This is a genomic window from Prosthecobacter sp. (genome assembly GCF_044236155.1).
Classification (GTDB): Bacteria; Verrucomicrobiota; Verrucomicrobiia; order Verrucomicrobiales; family Verrucomicrobiaceae; genus Prosthecobacter.
The window spans coordinates 1-24,248 of record NZ_JBIIHA010000039.1 but is presented as its reverse complement, the minus strand read 5'-3'; the positions used below and the strand labels follow the sequence as shown (position 1 = coordinate 24,248).

Below are 24,248 nucleotides of genomic sequence, written 5' to 3'. Positions count from 1 at the left end.
GTTAAAGCGCTTTCATGGTTTCAGAGTGATTGTTTTGATGCTGTCTCGGAGAATAGACTCCATCTTTGGAAATTCATTCTTCGTGGAGTTAAAATTGAACATGAGCATCTTGCCCTTGTGCGAAGTAATCAGAACAATATTGTGAATATCTTGGTCTATCGCTCGTGAGGTCATCTCCATGAGAAGCCACTTCTGGCCAGCCAAATCTACGAGAGCATTCTGTTTCCACTCGATCCCTGGAATTATGCGGTCGAATACCTTCGTGAACGCCTCCTGTACATCGGGCAGGTCAGATAGTTTGACAGATTGCTCTGCGAGTTGATAGGCGATAGTCGTCGATCTGCCTTCTGTGCCAACTACCTGCTTGGGCGCGTTAACTGAGGGATACTTTGCGTTGATTTCTTCTTGCGAGAGATCGGAGAATTCTACTGGAATGCTAAAAACGACTGAGCCGCCGTCGATGGTAACGTCCTTCGATGAGGCAAAGGAACTCAGCAGCAAAAAGACGGCGACACGAATGGTGTTGGCTTTCATGGTGTTTAGTCCCGTTGGTGGGCTCACGGTTGAAAGTATTTCTTGGTTGGCCTGTGGTCGGCGAGGTCATGTCTCTGAACCTGCGCTATCTCTGGAAAGTTGCTGAGCCAACTCACGAGTTAAAGCAACCTCTGCGTCCTTCGATCCAAGCCAGTTTAGTGCTATGTGATGCTTCTTCGCGGCTGTGTGAAGCGTGAGGATTCGCTGTCCGCTCACCTCGCTCTGGCTCAAACCGGTGATCTCAACGTAGGGCAATCTAAATGGTCGCTTGATTGGGAATCCGACCGGAAATGAAATGGCCTCGTTGGTCAAGACAACGTCTGGCACTCCATGAACCAATGTGGTGACAATCATCCACCCAGCCACCAAGACGAAAAGAATAGATAATGCTGTAAGAACCCAATAGAAGGTCGAGGCACCTGAGGGACTAAACTCAATGATCCCATTCAGTATCAGTCCCTTCGTGTTCGTGGATGCCTTTTGGCCAATCACGGCGGCGCAAGCACCGAAAAAAAGGCCGCATATGAGCATGACCTTCGGTGAAGGTCGGCAGCGGAATGTCATGGATTGCTGTTCTGATGGCGTCACGATAGGCGTGTTGATTTGGGCAAATATCATTCACAGATCGTGAGGTTTGTCAGCAGATTTATATCCACGGATTTGTTTGAATAGTACGGACTGGAGCGTCCATGGGTGTCGATTGACACTCCTATGTCGTTGCTGGGTAACAAAAATGTCGGTTTGCACGCACCTAGGAGTACAAATCCACTGTTCAATAGCACCGGAGTGGTGCCCCTGACGCGTGAGACTGATGGCGGCTTACTTTTCCCCAAACTGCTTTTTGTACAGCGTTTTGAACGGGTTCTCCGCGGCTAGGGGAGCGTCTTCGTTGATGAGGAGGGGCTGGACGCTGTCCCACCAGATGTCGTAGGCAGCGGTGAGTTGTTTGACGACGTCGGGGTTCGCAGCGGCGAGGTCGGTGAGTTCGCCGGGATCGGTTTGGAGATCGAAGAGCTGCCACTTGGGCTGGGCGACGGCCTCAGGACCGGCGTTGACGATGGCCGGGGTTTGTTTCGGCCCGGCGGCGGCCTTGGCTTTGTTTTTGGCCCTGGCTTTGGCATTCGGATTGCCGCCACGCGCTTCGCTGACGAGGTGCCAGCGGCTGGTGCGGACGCTGCAGTTGGTGAACTGGTACTTCTGCGGATCGGCGTCCTTCGGCCAGCGGCCGACGTGGGTGAAGAGCTGGCGGTCGGCCCACTCTGCGTTTGGATTTTCCAGCAGCGGGACGAGGCTGCGGCCTTCGACTTGAGTTTTCACGTCGTCCGTGAGTTTCGCACCGGCGAGTTCGGCGAGCGTGGGGAAGAAGTCGATGTGGGCGCAGAGTTTGTTGACCGGAGCGGGCTTGAGCGTGCCGGGCCAGCGCCAGAGGCTGCTGGCCTTGATGCCGCCCATCCAGGGGGAGCCTTTGGCGGCGTGGAGTCCGGCATTGTAGGTCTTCACCCCGGCGGTGCCGCCGTTGTCGTTGATGAAGATGACGAGCGTGTCGTTCTCGATGCCCCACTCCTTCAATTTGCCGAGCAGCAGGCCGAGGTTTTGGTCGATGTTGTGCAGCATGCCGAAGAAGCTCGCGGCGTCATCGCCCTCGACCTTGCCGTCATACAGCGCCTTGTCCTCGGGGCGGGCGATGTAGGGGCCGTGCGGCGCATTGGTGGCGATGTGGCAATAGAAGGGCTGCTTGCCCTTCACGCTTTCGATCCACTTCTTGGCCTGCGCGAAGAACACGTCGGTGCAGTAGCCTTTCGTCTTCTCGAACGTGCCGTTGTGCAGGATGGCGGGGTCGAAGTACTTGTTGCCGGGCGCGTCGCCGCAACTGCCGGGATAGGTCTGCCCGATGCCGCCGGCGCCGTGGATGAACATTTCATCGAAGCCGCGAGCGCTGGGCCAGCGGTCGGGTTCGTCGCCGAGATGCCATTTGCCGAAGATGCCGGTGGTGTAGCCCGCCGTTTTGAGCACCTGCGCGAGCGTGGTGGCTTTCGGCGTGAGGCGTTCGCGTTCGAGGATGGTGTGGGTGATACCATTTTTGAATTCGTGGCGGCCGGTGAGCAGCGCGGAGCGTGTGGGCGCGCAGGTGGGGCTGACGCAGAAGTCCTCAAAGTGGACGCCCTCGGCATTGAGGCGGTCCAGATTGGGCGTTTTGAGGATGGGATTGCCATGGGAGGAGAGGTCGCCGTAGCCCTGGTCGTCGGTGAGCAGGAAGATGATGTTCGGACGTTTGCCGGCGATTCCGGCGTGAACGCTGACGGCGCAAAGAAGGCTGAGGAGGAGAAGGCGGATCATGGCTGGTGCGCGTTGAACGGTGAAATGACAGGGTAGATTACAGCGAAGGTGCGCGGCGGCATCTTCATGATAGGATGAAGGCGTGAATCCCGCCCCGAAAGCCTCGAAACTGCGCCGCTGGTGGCGCTGGACGTGGCGTCTGGGCCTGATCGGCCTGGTGATCGCGGCGGCGCTGGGATTTTGGGCCTGGAAGGAGCGCGTGCTGCTGGTGAACACGCTGCTGCTGCGTCTGGGCGGCGAGGTGCGCGTGCAATTGACGGCGCTGGACTGGGAAAACGGCGCGCTGCATGCGCGGGAGGTGAGCGCCACGCACGGACCGACGGCGAAACGGCTCGCGGAGGTGGAGCACATCGAGTGGCGGTGCGGTCCGCGGCGGTTGTGGGAGCGGAATCTCGGCGGCGTGAAAATTTCCGGCGGCACGCTCGATCTGCCGCTGACGTTGTTGCAGCGCGGTTCATCGCCGCAAAGCGCCGCGCCTGCGGTTTCGCGTCCCTGGCGGCTGGAGGCGTTCGATCTGGGCGCCACCCAGGTGGTCTTGCACGACGAGACGCAAAAGCCGGTGCTGAACGCGAAAGTGACCGGCCAGGTGAAAGGCGCGACGACCGCAGGTGCGGTTGAGACGGCGGGCTTCGAGGTGGCGGATGTGATTTATCAGGAGAAACCGGTTTTGAAAAAGCTGCGTGTCGAGGCGGCGGCGCGGGATGATCAAACGGAGATTCAGAAAGTGGTGCTCAGCGGCGGGCAGGTCGATCTCGCGTGGTTTCACGGTCTGCACCTGCCCTTGAGCGGCGGAGTGGAGATCGAGTGGACGGGCGGCGGCATGATTGTCTCCGGCACGGGATTGCAGGCCGGCGGCACGCATGAGGTGCGGTTGAAAAACCTGCGCCTGCAAACCATGACGGACGTGGGCGTGGTGAGGGCGGACGCGCTGGATTTGAAGATGTCGCAGGATTCCGAAGGACGGTGGCATGTGCGCGGCGGGCTGCTGTCATCGCCGGTGATCGGGTGGACGCGCGAGCTGGAGGAGTTGCTGCTGCCGAAGGAGAAATCGTCCTCCAAGGCAGCGTGGCAGGTGCTGGTGGACGCGCTGGAGGTGAAGAACGGGCGGGTGATGCTGGCGAAGACGAAGCTTTGCCCGGTGGCGGGCGAATTCGGCTGGAGCACGAGGCTGGAGTCGCTGGAGCTTTCGCCGGAGGGCGTGCGTTCGGCGGCGAAGCAGCGGCTGGAGATCGCGGACTTGTCCTTGCGCTGGATCGGGGCCGAACCGGCGGTGCGGCTGGCTCCTTTCGCCACGATGAAGAGCGCTGTTTTGGAAGTGACGCCGGACAAGCTGCGCGAGCAGTGGCAGGTGGAGTCGCTGGCGCTCGACACACCGCATCTGGAGCTGAAACCGGAGAACGGCCCGTGGTTTGACCAGGTGGCGAAGGAACCGGTGCAACCGTCGCAACCCGGCGCGGAACCCGCCGCGTGGCAGCGCCTGCGTTTCGGCCAGCTTGCTGTGAAAGACGGCCTGGTGGACGTGGCGATGACTCTGGCGGAGCGCATCGAGAGCACGACGAGCTTCAGCGTGAGCACGGAGGGGACGAAACAACTTTTGCACGTCACAAACGCGCATGTGCATGTGCCGAAGCGCGCCAACCTGCCCGTGCTGAGCCTGGAAGATGTGGAGGCGGTGGTGTCGCTGCCGGAGATGTGGCAGAAGAGACGTTTGGAAAGCCTCAAGCTGGCCGGCGGCCAGATCGAGGTGGGCGACGCGTTGATGACGCTTTTCAGCGGAGACGCGGCGGTGGTGGAAAAGAAGGCCGACGCCGCCGCTGCACGCTGGAAGGCGGGCCGGATCGATGTGGAAAAGCTCGGCGTGACGCTGATGAGCATCGCGCCCGGTCTGCCGCCGGTGCGTTTTGATGTGACCTTCAGCGCAAAGGAGACGCCGCTCGATCTCGACGGCCTGGCGGAGAACGTGGAGCCGCAGCGCATCGTGCTGACCCGTCTGCGCGTGCCCTCACCGCATGAGCCGCTGCGCACGGTGGCGGAGATGGACGTGATCCATGTGAACTACACGCTCGACGGCCTGCTGCACCGCCGGATCGACCGCGTGGAGGTCGTCTCCCCGCTGCTTTACGTCGGCGAGGATCTCTTCTGGTATGTGGAGAACTACCGCAAGATCATGAAGGGCGAGCCGCCGCCGCCGGATCCTCGTTTTGGTCCGCCCGTGCCGCCGAAGCCCGCCGCTCCGGGCTGGCGGGTGGACACGCTGGCGGTGAGCGACGGCCGCCTGCTGCTGGCGCCGAAGGGCGTGCCGCTGCGCGGATTCAGCAAGCCGTTCCCGTTCAGCTTCACCTCGAAGCTGGAAAGCGGACAGCTCGACGCGGTGTTCGACATTCCCACGGATGATTACACGCTGCCGGAGCACAAGCTGGAGTTTCGCGGCATGAAGGGGCAGGTGCGCTTCAATTTGCCGATGAAGGACCGGAACAACAACCTGACGGAGACGTTCACCGTGGAGCAACTGCGCTGGAAGGAGCTGCATCTCGAAAAAGGCCACTTGAGCGTGACTTACGACGTGCGCGGCATTTACGGCACCTTCGGCGGGGAGGCCTACGGCGGTTATGTGAACGGGGCCTTCGACATCTACCTCGATGATGTTTTCACCTGGGACGGCTGGGTGGCCGGATCGGGTGTGAACCTGGGGCCGGTGACGCGGGCGCTGTTCCCGAACTATCTGCTTCTGGAGGGCGCGGCGGAGACAAAAGTCATCGCCACAGGGAACATGAACGAGCTCTACCAGGCGGACGCCGAATTCAAAAACCGCTCGCACGGAAAGTTCAGCATCCAGGCGCTCAACGACATGATTGCGAAGCTGCCGCCGGTGATGAAGGGAGACATCGCGGATCAAATCACCCGCATCGGGCTGGAAACGTTGCGCGACTTCGAGTATGAGAGCATTGATGGCAAAGCACGCTTTTACGGACGCGAGGGACGCGGACATCTGCGCTTCACGGGTCCGCTCGGGGCGCGGAAGATCGACGTCAACGTGTATGACCACCGCTGGAAGGACGAGCCCCGTCAGACTGCCGACAGCAATGAAGAATGACGAATTCAAAATGACGAAAGTTCTGCGGCCTGCCGCCGCCCTGGGCATGCTCGTGCTGCTTTGCGCCTGCAAGACGCTGCCGGAGGTGCCGATCACGACGCCGAAGCCGCTGGAGGTGAACTTGAACATGCGGCTCGACATCTACCAGTACCGCGGAGACGAGCCTGTGGACAAGGAAGCGGCGAAAAGCGCGGGCGAGGCCACGCAGCGCATGCGCAACCGCATGGAGGAGATCCAGACGCTGAAAAACAACCAGCTCGTCGGCGAGGATCATCGCGGCCTGCTCATCATCCGCGAGGTGCCCGCCGGAGACTGGGGACCGCAGATGAAAAAAGCCGTGGCCGCCGAGAACGAGGATCGCATGCTGCTCATGCGCCAGAAGGCGAAGGAATCGAACCGCCCTCTGCATGAGATCGAGGCCGAGCAGTGGCGGCTGCGCACCCAGCAGGCCGCGACTGGCGAGTGGATCGAGGTGCCCGGCACCGCGCCAGGATCGTTTCAGTGGAAACGTGCCGGAGCCGAGACAAAGATTCCCGCGCCCACGTCATCCTCACCGCCAACCAAACCCACGTCATGAGACTCATCATCTTCCTGCTCGTCGCGTTGCTCGTCGTGCTAGCCCTCACCAATCCTAACGAGGCCGAGTTCCGCACCCATATGCAGCAGAAGCACGGCATCGCCGGCTCTTTGAGCCTGAAGGTGGCCGCGATCTTCTCCGCTGGCACCAGCACGGGCGTGGGACGTGACAACTATCTTCTCTTCAGCCGCTACTACATCGGCGGCGACGGCATCCTGCCGCGCACCGACCTGGCCTGGGGCGTGGGCGGGAAGTTTTTCGACATTGAAGAGGAGGAGCAGGAGAAAAGGTAACACCGCGGCTTCCGCTCATTGCGGCGCGGGTTCCGCGGGCGGCGGCGCTGTTTCCTCCTCCACCATCTCTTCACGCGCAGGCATCTCCACGGAGATCTCCAGCTCCCAGGCGCGGTTTTTCACCGCCCAGATGAGCAGCGCAAGAGCGAGCACGCCCAGCAGCGCCAGATGCACCATGCATCCACTGGCGCATCCGACTCCCTGAAATGCGTCACGATAGCTGCGAATGGAGGTTTTCTCAGAGCCGGCCATGGGATGAAGCTGCCCTATCTTGGATTGGACAGCCATCAAATACCGCCGAATTTCCTCAGCACCTCAAACTTCCCGCACCCGATGCCCAGACGCGCCCAATCCGGAGTCCGCCCCGCCCACTGGCTGGGTTTGATCGTCATCCTCGCCGTCATCGGCGGCGGTGGTTTCGCCCTCATGAACCGCGCCACGGATCCGATGACCGGCATCACCGACTTGAGCACGGATGAGTTCCTCGAAAACGCGGCGGCGCTCAGCGGGAACATTTACAAGGTCGAGGGCATCGTGGATGACCGGCTCGACAAATGGCGCGGCGCCGATGGCCGGCTTTTTAGCGTGCAGATCAGCGACGGCTCCGGCAGCACCTACCTGCCGGTCTGGGTGCCGCCGGATTATCAGGGCACAAACATCCAGCGCGGGCAACGTTACACCTTCAAGGTGCGCGTGCAGGAAAACGGCGTGCTCGAAGTGCTCGAACTGCTCAAAGTTTAACCCATGCCTCTCATGAAACGCGTGTTCCGTTCCGTCCTCCTCGCCGCGGTCATTCCGGCGATGTCCATCCACGCCCAGGTTCTCCCTGGCGCTCCCGGCTCCGGCCAGCCCGCTGCCGCGCCGACGACCACCACCTCGAACAACAACTACAACATCGTCCCCGGCACCGCCGCCGACCGCCAGACCGACACGGCGACCGCGCTGGGCAACATGCCGATGGCGGATCCGGGCAGCGAGAACGTCGCTTTCAACGGCAAGCTCTGGAACGTGACCAACAACCGTCTCATGCGCTCCCGCTTCGAGACCTACCTCACCACGCCGGAGGCCAATGGCCCCGAGGATCAGGCCTATCGCAATCTCATCGCGCAGATCATGCAGCTCCTCGCGCCCACGAACAAACCGGGTCCTGATCCGATGAAGGCCTTCGCCCTCCTTCCCGAGGCAGGAACCTACAAGATCGACGGCGGCCTTTGCAACGCCATCGCCAACGCTATCTGGGATGTCTGGCTGTCGCAACGCAAGCAGACCAGTCTGCGAGCCGCCAACATCGCCATGCTTGACCGCCGCAAGACCCTCTCCTGGAACGCGGAGATGGGCATGAACAACAACCAGCTCGCCCCGCCCGGCGGCAGCGGAGGTGGCAGCGCTAAAGGCGGCGCCCAGACCCAGCAGCAGGCCAATCAGACCGCCATCAACAACAGCATGACCACCGGCCGCACCTCGGAATACATCAAGGGCATCGCCGAGATCGAGGCGCGCATGAAGCTCAATGAGACCGCCGCCGGCCTCTCCGAAATCACCAGCAAGACCTCCTTCCAGGCGCTCATCATCCAGATGTTCCTCCAGCGCCGCTTCGAGCACGCCGTCATCGCCTGCCGCTTCTACCCGAACCTCTTCAAGGACGGCGACAGCGTCCTCCAGCTCGACAAGGACAGCGACGTGCAAAAAATGCTCTCCAGCAGCTTCGGCGTCCCGCCCACCATCAGCATGATCGACGGCCTCTCGCTCGAGGCCATGCGCAGTGTCGATGAATCGCTCGTCTCCTTCGAAAACCTCGTCGCCCGGCGCGACATCGACAGCGCCACCAATCGTCTGCTCGAAGCCTTCGGCGTCGGCGAATACCTCCCCCGCGTCCGCCGTCTCCCGATGAGCGAAAAGGCCAAGGTGCTCGATTTCGCCCGCAAAAAGAACAAGCTCCTCGGCTTCCTCGAAATGAAAGACTACGCCGGTGCCGAGCAGGTCGTCACCGACCTCCGCGCCCTCTCTGACGACTTCGAGTACGCCAAGCCCCTCGCCGCCATCAATACCGCCAAGTCCGTCAGCTCCCTGCACATCAGCAAGGCCCGCATGGCCATGGCGAACAAAGACACCAAGACCCTCGAGGCCGAGATGAAGGCCGCCACCGAGATCTGGCCCACCAATCCCGATCTCGCCAGCTTCAGCGGCGACCTCGTCAAAGGCAGCGACATGCGCGCCCAGGCCCTCATGGAGTTCGACCGCCTCCTCAGCCAGCGCAACTACCGCCAGATCTTCGAAAACCAGGCCACCTTCATCGCCTCCGTCGCCGACGACCTCGCCCGCAAGCAGCAGCTCGAAAAAGTGCTCAAGGACATGGGCCGCCTCGAGCTCATCATCGGCGGCGCGAAGGAACTCGCCTCCTCCAGCCCGCCCGCCGCTTGGGAAAAGGTCGAAAAAGAATCCAAGGCCTATCCTGATGATCCTGTGCTTAGCAAACTCCGCGCCGACCTCGGTGTGAAGGCCAGCGAGTTTGTCACCGCCATCGAAAACGGTCGCCAGCACGAGGAAAAGCAGCAGGTCGGCTCCGCCCTCGCCTGGTATCTCAAAGCCAAGCGCATGCATCCGCCCAGCGACTTCGCCCGCGATGGCGTGAAACGCCTCGTCGATCAAATCCAGGCCGGTGACGCGCCTCCACCCGCCACCGAGCCGTCCTCCGCGTTGAACAACTGAGTGTTGAAGGGCGCGGCCGATCCTGTCCGCCTTTTTTCAACGCTTCGTCTTCCGCTCAAACTCCCGCCACAGCCGTTCGATCGCCTCCTCGGGGTCTTCCAGCATCATGCCCTCTTTGATCTTGCTGGCGAAGATGCCGAAAGAGAAAGGCGGGACCACCGGCACCTCGCGCAGTTGCCATTCCAATCTTTGCGCATTCTCCAGAAATGCCAGTGCCCGCGGCAGATCGAGAAAGGTGTGCGTGGCCTCGCGCCGTGCCTGCTCCAGCATCGGATGCTCCGGCTCGTGCTTCGCCAGGACCTGAAACAAAATCTCCGCGCTCCAGCGCAGTTGTTTGATGCGTCGCTCCTGGCCGGGCCGGTTGCGCGGCACCATCAAACCCGTCTGCGCCACGCCGCGAAACTGCCATTTCACCAGCGCGGAGTCCTTCAGCACGGCCGTGAGGTCGCTCTCCGCGTTCTCCGGCACGAACAGCCTGCGCCACTCATCGAGCCCGAGCTCTTGAAACGGCTTCAAGGTCAGCAGAAAGCCGTAATCGTCGATGGTGACGAGCGCGTTGCCGCCCGCGGCCTGTTTCAAGCGGTGCGCGATGATGCGTGACAGCGCGTCATTCGCCGCGCGGCCGATCAGGCTGTGAAAAAAGAAATGCAGCAGACCCTCATCGTCCGGATCGTCCTCCTTCCGCTCATAAAAGCGCTCGACCAGCATCGTGCGCTCCGTCGGAATCGACGAAATCTGCAACTGGTTGCGGCAGTGCCGCGTGATGGCCGCCGCGTTGCTGCTGGAGACGACAAAACGCTCCACCAGCCAGTCGCAGACCGCCTCATCGTTCTCCGTATCGAGCCTTGCGGCCAGCTCCGTGCGCAGCGCGGCCACCTCGCGCGCCAAGCCTGAAGACAGCGGCATCTTGTTCGCGTTCCAGGCCGGAACGGTGGGCATCTTGCCCCGGGCGTCCTCCACCTTCACCTCCATCACGCCGGTCTCGATCAGGCGAACGGTGCGCCCGGCCAGCACGAAGATGTCGCCCGTTTTCAAGCGCTTCAAAAACGACTCCTCGATTTGCCCGAGCCGCCGTTTGCCCAGGATCACGCTCACCATGCCCTCGGTGTGAATGACGCCGACGTTGGCGAGGTACTCGCGCTCCACCTTCGGCGACGGAGTCATCAAAATGCCGTCACGCACCACGATCTTGCCGAACGTCTCGCGATACTGCTTCTCCAGCGATTTTCCGCCGCCTTCGAGATAGCGCCGCACGCGGTCAAACTCGGCCTGCGTGAGGTTTTGAAAGGGAAACGCGCCGCGGATCACCTGAAAACATGCCTCCGGCGTGTGGCATGACTCCATCGCCATGCCGACGAGATGCTGCGCCAGCACATCCAGCGGCTTTTCGAGAATGCGCACGGGGTCCAGCCGCGCATCACGCGTCATTTCCGCGCAGACGACGCATTCCATGAGGTCGTTCACGTTCGTGGCGACGAGAATGCCGTGGCTTTCCTGATGAATCGAGTGCCCGCTGCGGCCGATGCGCTGCAAGGCGCGGCTGATGCCCTTCGGCGTCGAAATCATCACCACGCAGTCCACGCTGCCGATGTCGATGCCGAGTTCCAGGCTCGTGCTGCACACCACCGCGCGCAATTCACCGCGCTTCAGCCGGTCCTCGACCTCCAGCCGCACATCGCGCTCGAGCGACGCGTGATGCGCCTCGATCTGCGCTGCCAGCTCCGGCAGCGCGCCTTTCAGCCGTATCGCGATGCTCTCTGTGCTGCTGCGCGTGTTGCAGAACACGATGACGCTGCGGTGCCGCCGCACGATGTCCGCGATGTCCTCCATCACACGCTGCGCCGTGTAGCCGGCCGGCGGATACGGATCACGCCGCAGCGGCGACAGCACCTCCACGCGCCTGCCGCGCGCTTTCGTGGCCTGCACGATCTCGCAGGGCCTCGATCCCGTGAGAAATCCCGCCAGCACGTCCAGCGGTGCCGCCGTGGCCGACAAACCGATGCGCACCAGAGAATTCATCGCCTCAAGCCGCTCCAGCGACACCGTCAGATGCGCGCCGCGTTTGTTTTCCGCCAGCGCATGCAGTTCATCGACGATCACAAAGCGGCAGCACCGCAATGCCTCCGCAAACGCCTTCTGCGGCAGCATGATCGCCAGGCTCTCCGGCGTCGTCAGCAGGATGTGCGGCGGTCTGCGCCGCAGCTTCGCGCGCTCCGTGCCCGTTGTGTCGCCCGTTCGCAAACCGACGCGGATCACCTCCTCCAGTCCGGTGCCTTCCAGCGGCGGGCGCAGATTCTTTTCGATGTCGTAGGTCAGCGCCCGCAGAGGCGAGACATAGATCGCGTGAATGCCTTCCTTCAGCGTGCCCGCCTCATGCTCGCGGATCAAGTGATCCAATACGCCGAGAAATCCCGCCAGCGTCTTGCCGCTGCCGGTCGGCGAGGACAGCAGCACCGATTTTCCCGCGAGAATATGCGGCAGCGTCAGCTCCTGCGCCTCCGTCAGCCTGCCGCGAAACGTCTTCTTTACCCACGCGTGCAGGCGCGGATGAAGCTGGCTCGCGAAGGCAATGACTTTTTCCGGCACGTTTTGTCTTACGCTGGAGATTGACCGCGGGCATCTCTTTCTGTCATCGTGCGCCGCATGAAACGTCTCCTCTGCCTGCTCGCCCTCGCCTCCGCGCAGGCGCAAACACCTTCCTTGCAGATTGATCTCGGCAACGGCGTAAAAATGGACCTGATCCTCGTCCAGCCCGGCGGCTTTGAACAAGGCTCGCTCGCCACCGAAGAAGGGCGTGAGTCTGACGAGGGGCCGCAGCGCCGTGTCACCATCACACGCCCGTTCTACATGGCGAAGTTTCCCGTCACCCGCGCCCAGTTCGCGCGCTTCGTCGAAGTTACGCGCTTCCGCACCGAGGCGGAGGTCGGGCAGTCCGGCGGCTTCGGAGTGGTGGATGGCAAGCTGGTGCAGCAGAAGCAGTTCACATGGAAGAATCCCGGCTTCCCGCAGACCGACGAGCATCCTGTGGTCATCGTCTCCGCGCTCGATGCCGCCGCGTTCTGCAAATGGCTCACCGCAAAGTCCGGCCGCCTGTGCGAACTGCCCACCGAGGCGCAATGGGAGTTCGCCTGCCGCGCCGGAACCACCACCGCTCACTACGCGGAGCCTGTCGATGACATCGCCTGGCATCGTGGCAACGCCTTGAATCAAACCCACCCCGTGGGGGAGAAAAAAGCCAACGCCTGGGGCTTTCACGATTTCCACGGGCCGGTCTGGCAATGGTGCCGCGACTGGTATGCGCCCTATCCGGCGGGAAATGCTACCGATCCGCTGCAAACGAACCCGAACCTCTCTGACAAGCCGCGTCAGGTGCTGCGCGGCGGTTCCTTTCTCAGCGATGTCTCGCATTCACGCTCGGCGGAGCGCTATCGCAACGACGCCCGCAGCCGCAACGCCGACAACGGCTTCCGCATCATTTGCTCCACCACGCAGCGCGCCACTCCACCGTCCCCACGGCCCGGCCCCGTTCCTCAACCTGCTGCTCCTCCCGCGATGCCATCGACCTCGCACGTCGAATTTCACCCGCGTCCGTCCTCTGGAGGCGGCGGAGCGGGATGGGTGGCGCTCGGACTGTGGGGCGCTGTGCTGATTGTGGTCGTGAGGGCGCTCATGAAATTCTTCGGCGGTTTGGGCGGCCGGCCCTCGCAGCCTTCCGGTCGTGATCTGACCGGCCCGCAGGCTGCGGCCATGCTCTCTTCCAAGCCTGCGCCTCTCACGCATCGTTTCGCCTTCAATCTCACCGACGACGGCTTCTACATCACCGGTCCTGAAGAAGCCGTCGGCTCGATGCTGCGTTACGAATGTGTCGTCAGCGGGCGCATGATCGCCGACGAGGTCGCCTTCACGCCGGGGCCGAAGGGCCAGTTTATTTTCACCGGCAAACGACCGTCGAGTGTCAGGGTGCAAACCACCGGAGGAGCGGCAGGCACTGACAGCACCGTCATCTCCCATGGATCGAACGACGACGATGACTTCCATCGTCGTAGCTTCAATTCGTCCAGCACCTCGCGTTATCCGTCCGCCTATTGAGCATGGACGGCCCGGTTTGGATCATCGCTGACGACAACCAGCCGCCATGGCTGCTGCGTCGCACCCAATTTGCGCGACAGCGTTTTGGAGTGCGCCGGCCCTCCGGCGCTTTCGAATGTCCACCGGGCTGCGAAAAGCTCCAGAGGTCTGGAGAACTCCAGGACGCTCACGCGCTGCAAGCAGGCTGGCACGTCGCATCCGGCGCCTGGAAGGCTCGTGAAACCCTCTTCCTCCCGGAAGTCGATCAACCCCTCGTTCTGATCGGGGCCACGCTTCACGCGAAGCATCCAACGACCGAATGGAACGATGCATTGAAGACCAATGGCGGCCTGTTTCACCTCGGAGGCCGTCTCCCGCTCATTCAAAGCCTCTGGCTGAACGAATCCGCTGCTTCAGAGCTTGGCGGCACCTCATTGAATGACATCGCCGAGGCCGCGTTGCGGCGCGGCATGCGTGTCATCCGCCATTCCGCGCTCGACGTGGGCTTCGATCCGCGTCCGCGCCTTCTGCAAGTCATCACCAGCCTGCAACGCGGCGGCGCGGAGCGTCTTGTGCTCGATCTGCATCATGAACTGCCGCGCTTTGGCGTCGGCCCGCACCTGCTGACGCTCGGTTCGCCAACACGCGCGCCTTTTCCAGCGCCTGCCGATGCGATCCAGCTCCGCCTGCCGCCTGATCCCGTGATCCGCGCTCAAGAAATCATGCGCGTGGCCCGACAGCTCGGTGCGGATGCGATCCATGCGCATCTCGTCGATGGCGAGACGCTTTCTCGACTCGATCCCGAGCTGCCGCTGATCGTTACTTTTCACAACCAGCGCCAAAGTTGGCCGGAGGCCATCGAACGTCTGCGCGAACGGCATGACGCGCTGCTCATCGGTTGCTCGGAAGCTGTGACGCGAGAAATCGAGACGGTGTTTCCACAACATGTGACGCGCACGATTTGGAATGGCATCAGAGTTCCGGACGTCAAGCCTGGTACCTCGCGGCAGGAACGGCCTTTGACACTCGTCGCCATCGCCAATCCGCGTCCGCAAAAGCGATTGCCGCTTCTGATCGACGTGCTCGCCGAACTTTCCGGCGCGAAGCTCCAGATCGCAGGCGAACCTTCCAGCATTCATGCCGATGCCCAGGCCGAGGTGCGGCTCTGCCATGAAAAGATCGCCGCGCATGGCCTGGAATCATCCGTCGAGTGGCTTGGAGCCGTCGAGGACGTGCCCGGTTTGCTCGCGCAGGCCGATGTGTTTGTCTCCACGAGCGCGCATGAAGGCCTGAGCCTCGCGCAACTCGAAGCGCTGGCCGCGGGCGTGCCTGTCGTCGCCACCGATGTCGGGGGTGCTGCGGAAATCGCCGCGCGTCATCCGGGCATGATGAAACTGGTGCCTGCTGACGCGAAACCGTCGCAGTTTGCCGCTGCTATTCGCGAAGTGGCCGGCAAACGCGGTGACGGCGCGCTCGCGCCGGATTTCACCATGCGCTTCATGGCGGAACGACACGCCTGGCTGCTGCATTCGTTGCTTTGCCTGTCTGCGAAGCCAAAACGCGGCCTGCTGCTGGTCACGAACAACTTCTCCACCGGTGGAGCGCAGAGCAGCGCTCGTCGTCTGCTCATCAAACTGTGTGAGATGGGCGAAACTGTGCGCGCAGCCGTGATCCAGGAGAAGCCGGACGATCCGACGCCTGGAAGGCATGCGTTGCTCGAAGCCGGCATCCCCATCATCGCCTTGGAGCCTGGTGAAGCCATGCGTGCTCTGATGCCGTTGCTCGAAAGCATCGCCCATGATCCGCCGGAGGCCGTGCTGTTCTGGAATGTCATTCCCGAGCACAAGCTGCTGCTCGCGGATGCGTTGCATGACACGCGGATTTTTGACGTGAGTCCCGGCGAGATGCTGTTTGCCTCGCTGGAACGCTACTTTGCGAATACACGGTCCGGTTTGCCTATTTTAGACGCTGCGGCATACGGACGCCGTTTGGCCGGCGTGATCGTGAAACACGAGAGCGAGGTCGAACTCGCGGAAAAAGTGTTTCAACGTTCGGTGAGCCTGATTCCGAACGGAGTGAGGCTCCGTGATTCAAAACCGGAGGCTGAGAGCGCGAAATGGGTCATCGGCACGGCGGCGCGGATTCACCCTCACAAGCGCCTGGAGGATCTGATCGCCGCATTCCGCCTTGTGAACGCGAAATGGCCGGAAACACGTTTGCGCATCGCCGGAGCGGCGGATGCGGGGCAGGAGGACTATGCGAAGTCGCTGATGCAAAGCACCGCGGACCTGCCTGTCGAGTGGTGTGGTGAAATGAACGATCTCGCCGCGTTTCACGACAGCCTTTGCGTGTTTGCGATGATCTCAGAGCCTGCCGGCTGCCCGAATGCCTCGCTCGAAGCGATGGCATCGAGCCTGCCCGTGGTCGCGACGGCTGTCGGCGGAGCGATTCAACAGGTTGATGACGGTGTGACCGGCTTTCTCCCGCCACCGCGTGATGCTGAAGCGATGGCGACGGCTTTGCTGCGGTTGCTGGAGGATGACGAACTGCGCTCACGCATGCGCGTGGCGGCACTGGATCGAGTAAAAACGTTTTTCAGCCTCGACCAAATGGCGGAGCGCTATCGCAGCGTGTGTTTGGGCTGCTGATTCACCGATACTTCGACAAACCTTCGAGATACTGCTGCGCGAGCTCGGTTTGCGGCTTCGTGAAGAAATCGACAGCGGATGACGACTCCTGCACCTTCCCCGCAGCTAGGAATACGATCCAGTCCGCGACTTTTCTGGCAAAGCTGATCTCGTGCGTGGCGAGGATGATGCTCTGTCCGGCCTCGGCGAGCTCGCGGATGACATCGAGCACCTCACCGGTCATGACAGGGTCGAGCGCGGAGGTCGGTTCGTCGAGAAGAAGCAGCCGCGGTTTCGGTGCGAGCGCGCGGGCGATGGCGGCACGCTGCTGCTGGCCGCCGGAGAGCTGGCTCGGGCGTTTGTTCTCGTGACCTTCGAGTCCAAGGCGATGCAGCAGCTCCAATCCGCGCTGCGTGGCCTGCGTCTCGGACTGGCCATGAACTTCACGCAGCGGGAGCGTGATGTTTTCCAGCGCGGTGAGGTGCGGGAAGAGGTTGTAGCCTTGGAAGACGAACCCGTTGGCCCGGCGCTCGATCAATGCGCCTTCCTCGTCATGCGGAAGCTTGCGTGCGTCGATGCTCACGCTGCCTTCGTCTGGAACGAGCAAGCTGCCGAGCACGCGAAGCAGCGTGGATTTGCCGCCACCGCTGGGGCCGAGCAGCGCGATGACGCGTGCTTCATCGCCCGTGGTGAATGACGCGCCATCAAGCGCGGCATGGGTGCCGTAGCGCTTCGTCACGGCCTGCGTTTCAAGTTTCATACGCAAACCTCCTCTCCAGACGACGTGCGAGGTATGACAGGGGCAGGGTGACGAGCAAATACGCCACCGCGAGCGGCAGGAAGCCCTCCAGCGGCTTGTAGGTCGCCGCGTTCATGATTTTGACCTTCTGAACGAGTTCCTCAATGCCGATGACGGAGAGCAGCGAAGAGTCTTTGATCAGGGAAACGAGCTGGCCGGTCGTCCCAGGCAAAGCGCGACGCAAGGCCTGCGGGATGATGACGAAGCGGTAGGTTTGCACTTTGTCGAAGCCGACAGCGCGCGCGGCTTCAAGCTGTGAGGCGCTGATGCTCTCGACGGCACCGCGGAAAATCTCTGCCAGATACGCGCCTTCAAAGCAGCCGAGCAGGATGATGCCGGTGACCACTGGATTGTCGATGTGCAGCCTGTTCGCGATGATGTAATGACCGATGAGCAACTGCACGAGCAGCGGCGAGCCGCGCACCAGTTCCACCACGCCGCCGCAGAACATGCGCACCGGCTCCCAAGGTGAGCGGCGGCCGAGCATGAGCAGAAAGCCGAGCGCAACGCTGACGATCATGGCGACAAGCGAAAGGCCCATGGTCGTGAGCCAGCCGTAGCCGAACTGCTGGCGGTAGCGCCACACACCGTCCCAGTTCCACTTGTAGGCAACGCTGGAAAACAGCGCGTAAAACACCGCCGAGGCGAGCGCGAGCAGCACGAACGCGTAAAACGCACGGCGTGTCGGCGAAACAGTGCTGTCGGGAGAAGCGGGCAAGGCGCGTGGATTTACGCAGGGGAGCGGTCGTTTGTCCTGCGCAATTTCACTTCACCGTCGTGGCGAGAAGCCGGGTCTGCGATGGCTGCGTCTGCAAAAACAATGCCACGCCCTGCGCGATGCCGATGGCGACCTGATCGCGATACGATTCGCGCTTCAGGCGCACAGACTCGGTCTCGCTGGTGATGAAACCGCATTCCACGAGAACCGCAGGACAGACCGCCTGCGCCACGACGGCGTAGCTGCGGGCCTTGGCACCGCGGTTTTGCGCTTTCGTGAGCATGCACGTCATGCGCTGGACCACGGCTGCAAAATCGGCGCTGCCGGCAGGCTTGGTCGCCAACTGGCGTGACATCAGCGGCGCGGCCTGGGCGTAGTAAGTCTCGATGCCCTCGGCGTCGCTGCCTTCGCCGTCGGTGTTGAGGTGTACGCTGACGAAGGCTGCGGCACCGTGTTTTGCGGCAAAGGCGGCGCGGTCTTCGAGGGGCAGAAAGACATCGCCGTCACGAGTGGTGCGCACGCGCAGGCCGGCGGCCTCCAATTCGCGCTTCAACCGGCGGGCGATGTCTAGCGCGAGATTTTTTTCGATGACGCCGTTGGCCACCGCTCCGCCGTCGTGCCCGCCGTGCCCCGCATCGACGATCACCAGCGGGGGCTGCTCATGCCAGCGAGAGGCGGCAGGGCAGGGGAGGGCGGCGTTTTGCCGTTCCAACCAGACAAGCGAAATGGCGCTGCCGCCCAAGGCGGCAAAAGCGACCAAGGTTTGGGCTGCCAAGACGGTAAAATGCCGAAATTTCAAAATTTTATTCAGTTATATAAAATATTTGTTTGAATTAACAACTTAAATTTCTACAATAGCTATATGAAGACGCCATTGAACCGAGTGTTGGGGACTCTCGCCGCTTTTGCTGCTTTTTTTCTGACTGTGCCCCTGTCCGCCCAGGTGTCATACACTTACACAGCACCGCCTCCTCCAGGTTACCCGGCTCCAGGCACCACGACGAAGCCCCCTCCCACGAGAGCCACCCGCCAGTCTGCGGCGGCCGTTCAGGCTCCGGCGACCTCTTACCCGGCTTATCCTGGCACTTATCCGCCTCCGGCGGGCTACACCTATCCGCCGCCTCCAGGCTACGGCACCGCCCCGGCTCCGAGAACCACGTCGAAACCAGTCACCAGCACCAAATCCGGCTCGAAATCGTCGGCTTCTTCAAAAAATACAACCGCAGGTCCGCCGCCGCCTCCTTCGTCCAAGGTCTATGGTCCCACGGGCGATCTCAGCACGCAGGTGGCAAAGCTCAAGGAGAGCGACAAGGTGCAAAACCTCCGGCTTGGGGAGCTTGAGCGCGATGTGAGCAGCATCAAACGCGGCGGCAAAAGCTCCGGTTCCCGCTATGATGGCGGCACCGATCTCGCCGCGCACACGACTTATGTCGCACGTCCGGGAGACACGCTGTTCCGCATCGCCTCCACGCATCGTGTCAGCGTGGGGGAGATCCAGCAGCTCAACCGCATGACCGCGGACGAGGTGCATGTAGGCCAGACGCTCCTCATTCCATCACCGCACCGGCTCAGCTCGCCGGTCACGCAGGCGAGCTACAAGCCCGCCACGCCGGGCGGTTCCTCGACGTCCGTGACCACCACGACCGTGCCCGTCTATCACACGGTTAAAAAAGGCGACAGCCTCAAGGCCATCGCGCTCAAGCACAAAACAACCGCTGCCGCGCTCGCCAGTGCCAACAAAATCAAGGACGTGAACAAGATCGTCGTAGGCCAGCGGATCAAAATTCCCGGACGCACGACCACGGTGGTTTCCAGCAAACACTCCGCACCCTCGACCCATGAATCCTCCGACACGGTGCCGTTGCCCGGTTTTGGCATGGCCGATGTCGTGCCACCGCCGCCTGCGGCAGGATTGACTCCCGCTCCGGCTCCGGCTCCCTCAGTGCCGGCCAAGCCCGCTGTTACGAATGACTCGCATCGCGGCATTCTCGCTTACCGCGTGGACCGCACCGACACCATCGAAACCATCGCCCAGCAGTTCAGCACCACGCCTCAGCACATCCGCGAGATGAACCGCTTGGACGCCGCCACACCGCTGAAGCCCGGCGACGAGATCATGGTCCCGGCGATGGGCGCGGTGTCGGTGAGCAGCCGTTGAGATGAGGCCAGTCCTCATTCACGCACAAAATCCCGCATCTCATAGAGCTTCGGGTCGCGCACCGGCTCCTTGCGGCCCGCCTTGGCGCGTTTCAGCATCTGCGAGAACAGGGCGTCACCGGCCTCGCCTTCGTCCATGCCGCCGAATTCCTCCTCCAGCTTCTCGGGGTCTTCACCGGATTCGAGGCGGCGCACCATCTCGCGCAGTTCAGGCGGCGTCTTGTCGCCCATCAAGTCGGTCATCTTACGCATGAAGTGGCCAAGCTGGCGCGGATCGGGGTTCTCCTCGTCCATGCCGCCCATCTCGCGTTCCATGTCCGCCATGAAGCTCTCCATTTTTGACTCGTCGATGCCTGCGAAAGGATCATCCGCAGTCTCCTCCTTCGCCTTGCCGATCACGGCGAAGCGCGATACACGGCGCTCCATTTTCAAGCCCTCTCCATCGGGGCAGAGCGGCACCTTGTCGCGATACGCCAGCGAACGGGCGAGGAAGGAATACAGCTTGTTGTTGTCGGGGCAGTAGAACTCGTAGATCGGCATGGTGGGGTGGAGAAAGGGCGGTATTAACATAAACAGCCGGCAAGCCTGCTCAAGGAAAGCAAAGCATGAGGATTCTCGTTCAGTTTGGGCTTCTCGCGTGGTCCGGTTTCGGCTCTTCGCGGGAGATTTCTGTCACCATGAAGCGCCTCATCCTCTTCGCCCTCTGCCCTTGGCTCTCTGCCTTCTCCCAGCTCCCGCTGGAGTTGAAACCCGGCACCCGCATCGCCCTCGTCGGGAATTCGCTCTTCGATCGCATGCGCGACGACGGCCATTTCGAGGCGCTCATGCATCAGCGCTTTGCCCAAGAGAAGCTCGTCTTCCGCAACCTCAGCTGGTCCGCCGATGAAGTGTCCCTCCGCCCCCGCCCCGATGGCTTCGGCGACCTCAACCAGCATCTCACCGAGCATAAGGCCGACGTCATCCTCGCCGCCTTCGGCTTCAACGAAAGCTTCAAAGGCGAAAAGGGCCTCGCCGAGTTCGAAACGCTCCTCAAAGCGTTCTTGATCGAGCTGAAGAGCCATCGCTACAACGGCACCTCCGAGCCGAAAATCGTCCTCGTGAGCCCCACGGCCGCTGAGAAGCCGCACGAGCATCTCAATGCGCAGATCAAGCTTTACAGCGATGCGATAAAGAAGGTCGCCGCCGCCGAGAAGGTGGCCTTCGCGGATGTTTTCACCGATTTGACGCCAAAGACGACCAACGGCGTGCATCTCAATCGCGAAGGTTATGCCGCCTTCTCCGAGCGTCTCTACAACCAGCTCACGCAGGAGACGCCACCGAAGCTCAACGAAGCCGTCCGCGCCGCTGTCGTCGAAAAGGAGGACAAGTTCTTCCAGCATTACCGCCCGCTGAACTACTACTACATCAAAGGCGGCCGCATGGAGCCCTACGGCGTCGTGAACTTCCCCGGAGAGCTGAAGAAGCTGCTGCAGATGGTCGAAAACCGCGACCGTGTGATCTGGGACGCCGCCGCAGGCAAAGTAGCCGAGTCGCTCCGCGACTCGAAACTGAATGACCAGTTGCGGAGCAACTGGACTACTTTGGACGCCGCGCTCGAACCCCTCCCCGTCATCACCGGAGACCGCCCCATCAACGAATGGCTCTCCCCCGCCGCAGAACTCGCCGCCTTCAAGATCGACCCCCGCTTCGAAGTCGGCCTCTTCGTCTCCGAAGAGGACTTTCCGGAGCTCTTCGTGAAGCCCATTCAGATTCGTTTCGATGCCAAAGGCCGCCTGTGGGTCAGCACGAGCACCACCTACCCGCAAATCATGCCCGGTGAGGCTCCGCAGGACCGCATCCTCATTCTCGAAGACACCAACGGCGATCACCGCGCCGACAAATGCAGCGTGTGGGCCGACAAGCTCGCCATCCCGCTCAGCTTTGAGTTCGGCAATGGCGGCGTCTTCGTCTCCGACCAGCCGCACCTCACCTTCCTCAAAGACACCGATGGCGACGGCAAGGCCGACCACCGCGAAAAGCTCCTCACCGGCTTCGGCACCGAGGACAGCCACCACGCGCTGCACGACTTCGTCTGGAGCCCCGAGGGCGATCTCATCTTCCGCGAGAGCATCTTCCATCACAGCCAGGTCGAGACGCCCTACGGCCCCGTCCGCGCCCGCGAGAGCAGCTTCTTCCGCTACACGCCCGCCACTGGCCGTCTGCTCGCCTTTGGCAGTTACATGAGCACGAACCCCTGGGGCATCACCTTTGATGACTGGGGCTTTCACGTCGGCAGCCATCCCGTCTTCGCCAGCGCCGTGCATGCGCTCAACGCGCCCTACCCCGACATCCACGTCCCCGCCGGGAACTACTTCCCCGCCTACAGCGGCACCTGCGGCCAGGAATTCCTCACCAGCAGCCACTGGCCCAAAGACCTGCGCGACAAAAAACACTTCATGCGCGTGCGCTACAAGCCCACCAACGAGGTCGAGCTGCACGAGTGGGTGGAGCACGACACGCACTTCGAGGAAAAGAAAGTCGGCATCGTCTTCCAGAGCACGAATTTGAGCTTCATCCCCGTGGACATCCAGCAAGGCCCCGACGGCGCGATGTACATCGCCGACTGGTACAACCCCGTCAAAGGCCACGCCCAATACTCCCTCCGCGACACCCGACGCGACAAAAAGAGCGGCCGCATCTGGCGCATCACCGCGAAAGATCAAAAACTCGAAGAAGCTCCGAAGATCGCCGGAGCGAGCATCCCCGAGCTACTCGAACTGCTGAAGAGCGAAAACTACCGCACAAGGTATCGCGCGAAGGTGGAGTTGAGGGAGAGAGACAGCGACAAAGTCAGCGAAGTTTTAGGCACACTGAAGTCAGACCCAATTGGCGGTGATGAATTTGGCTTTAGTCGACTGCCCAAACGAGAATTCGTGAATCTTAGGCAGACACTCGAAAGCAGCAAAGTTGCCCAGTGGTCATCTTCTGCACTTCACGATGCTGTTACCAAGATGATGAAGTCTAAAAACCCGCTTGAACGAGCGTGTGGAGTTCGGCAACTGCGATGGCGAGGCAAAATGGCCACGTTTGATCCTCAAGGAGACCCTTTTGTGGTTTCAACTTCGATCAAGAATCCGTTGCGTAATGGAGCCAACGACAAATCCGGCCTCGTCCGCCTCGAAGCGGCCATCGCGGCGAGTTACATCGGCACGCCGGAGGCCTTGGAGGCCGCGCTCGATCTGCTGAAGCACCCGATGGACCCTTACCTCACCTACGCGCTGCGCACCTCGCTCGACAGCCACACGCTGCAGCCGCTTTGGAAGGGCAACACCGCTTTCATGCAGAAGCATCCCGAGCTCACAAAATTCCTCAAAGACAGCGAGCCCACCAAACCCGCCCTGATGGCGAAAAAGAAGAAGCCCGAGCCGCCGAACCCCTTCGACAACCAGCCCGGCCTGCAAACCATCACCATCAAGACCATCCCCGAGCGCCTGCTCTACGACCTGCGCGAGTTCAAAGTCGCTCCCGGAGCCCCTTTGAAGCTCGTTTTCGAAAATCCCGACGTCACCCCGCACAATCTCCTCATCGTCCAGCCCGGCGCGGCGGACGAAGTCGGCATGGCCGGCAACGAAATGGCCAAAACGCCCGACGGCTTCGCCAAAGGCTTCATCCCCGACTCCCCGAAGATCCTGCACAAGACCAAAATGCTCAACCAAGGCGACCGTGAAGTCCTACGCTTCACCGCGCCCACCGCGAAAGGCCGCTATCCTTATATCTGCACCTTCCCCGGCCACTGGTTGGTGATGAAGGGAGAGATGATCGTGGAATGACAGGATCGTCTAGGCGTATTCGATGGCGCATTTGCTGATGCTGCTTGCGGTGGCGTTAAGTCAGGAGTCCGCGCACCACCTCTCCGCTGACGTCCGTAAGGCGGAAGTCGCGGCCCTGAAAGCGGTAGGTGAGCTGTTCGTGGTCAAAGCCCAGCAGATGCAGCATCGTCGCGTGGAGATCGGGGATGGAAACGCGGTTTTCGACGGCAGCGTAGCCAAACTCGTCCGTGGAGCCGTACATCTGGCCTCCTTTGATGCCTGCGCCAGCCATCCACATGGTGAAGCCCTTCGGATGGTGATCGCGACCCTTGCCATTCTCGGCAACCGGTGAGCGTCCGAACTCTCCGCCCCAGACGACGAGCGTGGTGTCGAGTAGACCGCTGATCTTCAAATCGTCGAGTAAGGCAGCGATAGGGCCATCCGTCTCCGCGCAGTGGAGGTCGTGGTTCTTTTTGAGGTCGTCGTGCGCATCCCACGCTTTCGGGCCCTCATTGCCACCGCTGTAGAGCTGCACGAAGCGTACGCC

The 24,248-nt window shown here is 61.8% G+C and carries 18 protein-coding genes; 9 read left to right on the top strand and 9 right to left on the bottom strand.

Translation table 11 applies throughout. From position 1 onward, the window contains the following. Positions 1 to 12: 12 nt before the first annotated feature. Positions 13 to 534, bottom strand: a complete 522-nt coding sequence (locus ACILSE_RS21645) for a hypothetical protein (RefSeq protein ID WP_395719529.1) — start codon at positions 532 to 534, stop codon at positions 13 to 15. A gap of 819 nt (positions 535 to 1,353) precedes the next feature. Next, positions 1,354 to 2,871 carry an arylsulfatase gene (locus ACILSE_RS21640; RefSeq protein WP_395719528.1) on the bottom strand — a complete coding sequence of 506 codons (1,518 nt, stop codon included), beginning with the start codon at positions 2,869 to 2,871 and terminating at the stop codon, positions 1,354 to 1,356. An 82-nt stretch (positions 2,872 to 2,953) separates the two neighbouring features. On the opposite strand from ACILSE_RS21640, the gene ACILSE_RS21635 reads away from it, so the two are divergent. The 3 genes from ACILSE_RS21635 to ACILSE_RS21625 are packed head-to-tail and all read left to right on the top strand — an operon-like array spanning position 2,954 to position 6,835. Further along, positions 2,954 to 5,965, top strand: coding sequence for a hypothetical protein (locus tag ACILSE_RS21635; RefSeq protein ID WP_395719527.1), 3,012 nt, complete (start codon positions 2,954 to 2,956; stop codon positions 5,963 to 5,965). 10 nt (positions 5,966 to 5,975) lie between these two features. Further along, entirely contained in the window at positions 5,976 to 6,542 is a 567-nt protein-coding gene (locus tag ACILSE_RS21630; protein WP_395719526.1) for a DUF1318 domain-containing protein, read from the top strand. Further along, entirely contained in the window at positions 6,539 to 6,835 is a 297-nt protein-coding gene (locus tag ACILSE_RS21625) for a hypothetical protein (RefSeq protein ID WP_395719525.1), read from the top strand. The genes ACILSE_RS21630 and ACILSE_RS21625 overlap by 4 nt, the downstream gene beginning before the upstream one ends. 15 nt (positions 6,836 to 6,850) lie before the next feature. Here ACILSE_RS21625 and ACILSE_RS21620 read toward each other — a convergent pair whose 3' ends face one another. Next, positions 6,851 to 7,087 (bottom strand): hypothetical protein, encoded by a 237-nt coding sequence (locus ACILSE_RS21620; protein WP_395719524.1) that lies wholly within the window; start codon positions 7,085 to 7,087, stop codon positions 6,851 to 6,853. Between the two features lie 81 nt (positions 7,088 to 7,168). On the opposite strand from ACILSE_RS21620, the gene ACILSE_RS21615 reads away from it, so the two are divergent. Next, on the top strand, positions 7,169 to 7,576 hold the full coding sequence (locus ACILSE_RS21615) for a hypothetical protein (protein ID WP_395719523.1): 408 nt from the start codon (positions 7,169 to 7,171) through the stop codon (positions 7,574 to 7,576). 12 nt (positions 7,577 to 7,588) lie between these two features. After that, positions 7,589 to 9,544, top strand: a complete 1,956-nt coding sequence (locus ACILSE_RS21610) for a hypothetical protein (protein ID WP_395719522.1) — start codon at positions 7,589 to 7,591, stop codon at positions 9,542 to 9,544. 36 nt (positions 9,545 to 9,580) lie between these two features. On the opposite strand, the gene ACILSE_RS21605 is transcribed toward ACILSE_RS21610, so the two are convergent. Further along, entirely contained in the window at positions 9,581 to 12,130 is a 2,550-nt protein-coding gene (locus ACILSE_RS21605; RefSeq protein WP_395719521.1) for a DEAD/DEAH box helicase, read from the bottom strand. A 57-nt stretch (positions 12,131 to 12,187) separates the two neighbouring features. Between ACILSE_RS21605 and ACILSE_RS21600 the strand changes: the two genes are divergently transcribed. Then, positions 12,188 to 13,633: a formylglycine-generating enzyme family protein gene (locus tag ACILSE_RS21600; protein ID WP_395719520.1), complete on the top strand. Its 1,446-nt coding sequence runs from the start codon at positions 12,188 to 12,190 to the stop codon at positions 13,631 to 13,633. Between the two features lie 2 nt (positions 13,634 to 13,635). After that, entirely contained in the window at positions 13,636 to 16,260 is a 2,625-nt protein-coding gene (locus tag ACILSE_RS21595) for a glycosyltransferase (RefSeq protein WP_395719519.1), read from the top strand. Between the two features lies 1 nt (position 16,261). Here ACILSE_RS21595 and ACILSE_RS21590 read toward each other — a convergent pair whose 3' ends face one another. Genes ACILSE_RS21590 through ACILSE_RS21580 form a run of 3 tightly spaced genes read right to left on the bottom strand, consistent with a single transcriptional unit; the run spans position 16,262 to position 18,531 of the window. Then, positions 16,262 to 16,999, bottom strand: a complete 738-nt coding sequence (locus tag ACILSE_RS21590) for an amino acid ABC transporter ATP-binding protein (RefSeq protein ID WP_395719518.1) — start codon at positions 16,997 to 16,999, stop codon at positions 16,262 to 16,264. Then, positions 16,989 to 17,756 (bottom strand): amino acid ABC transporter permease, encoded by a 768-nt coding sequence (locus ACILSE_RS21585; RefSeq protein ID WP_395719517.1) that lies wholly within the window; start codon positions 17,754 to 17,756, stop codon positions 16,989 to 16,991. Before ACILSE_RS21585 ends, ACILSE_RS21590 begins: the two co-directional genes overlap by 11 nt. A gap of 46 nt (positions 17,757 to 17,802) precedes the next feature. Continuing rightward, entirely contained in the window at positions 17,803 to 18,531 is a 729-nt protein-coding gene (locus ACILSE_RS21580) for an N-acetylmuramoyl-L-alanine amidase (RefSeq protein WP_395719516.1), read from the bottom strand. Between the two features lie 150 nt (positions 18,532 to 18,681). On the opposite strand from ACILSE_RS21580, the gene ACILSE_RS21575 reads away from it, so the two are divergent. Further along, the gene (locus ACILSE_RS21575) at positions 18,682 to 19,914 is read left to right on the top strand and encodes a LysM peptidoglycan-binding domain-containing protein (protein WP_395719515.1); all 1,233 of its coding nucleotides are present in this window, start codon (positions 18,682 to 18,684) and stop codon (positions 19,912 to 19,914) included. A gap of 14 nt (positions 19,915 to 19,928) precedes the next feature. Here ACILSE_RS21575 and ACILSE_RS21570 read toward each other — a convergent pair whose 3' ends face one another. Continuing rightward, positions 19,929 to 20,453 (bottom strand): cytochrome C, encoded by a 525-nt coding sequence (locus ACILSE_RS21570; protein ID WP_395719514.1) that lies wholly within the window; start codon positions 20,451 to 20,453, stop codon positions 19,929 to 19,931. A gap of 137 nt (positions 20,454 to 20,590) precedes the next feature. On the opposite strand from ACILSE_RS21570, the gene ACILSE_RS21565 reads away from it, so the two are divergent. Beyond that, entirely contained in the window at positions 20,591 to 23,722 is a 3,132-nt protein-coding gene (locus tag ACILSE_RS21565) for a PVC-type heme-binding CxxCH protein (protein WP_395719513.1), read from the top strand. Between the two features lie 55 nt (positions 23,723 to 23,777). Here the strand turns inward: ACILSE_RS21565 and ACILSE_RS21560 are convergent. After that, on the bottom strand, positions 23,778 to 24,248 hold a 471-nt coding region (locus tag ACILSE_RS21560), incomplete at its 5' end, for a DUF1501 domain-containing protein (protein ID WP_395719512.1).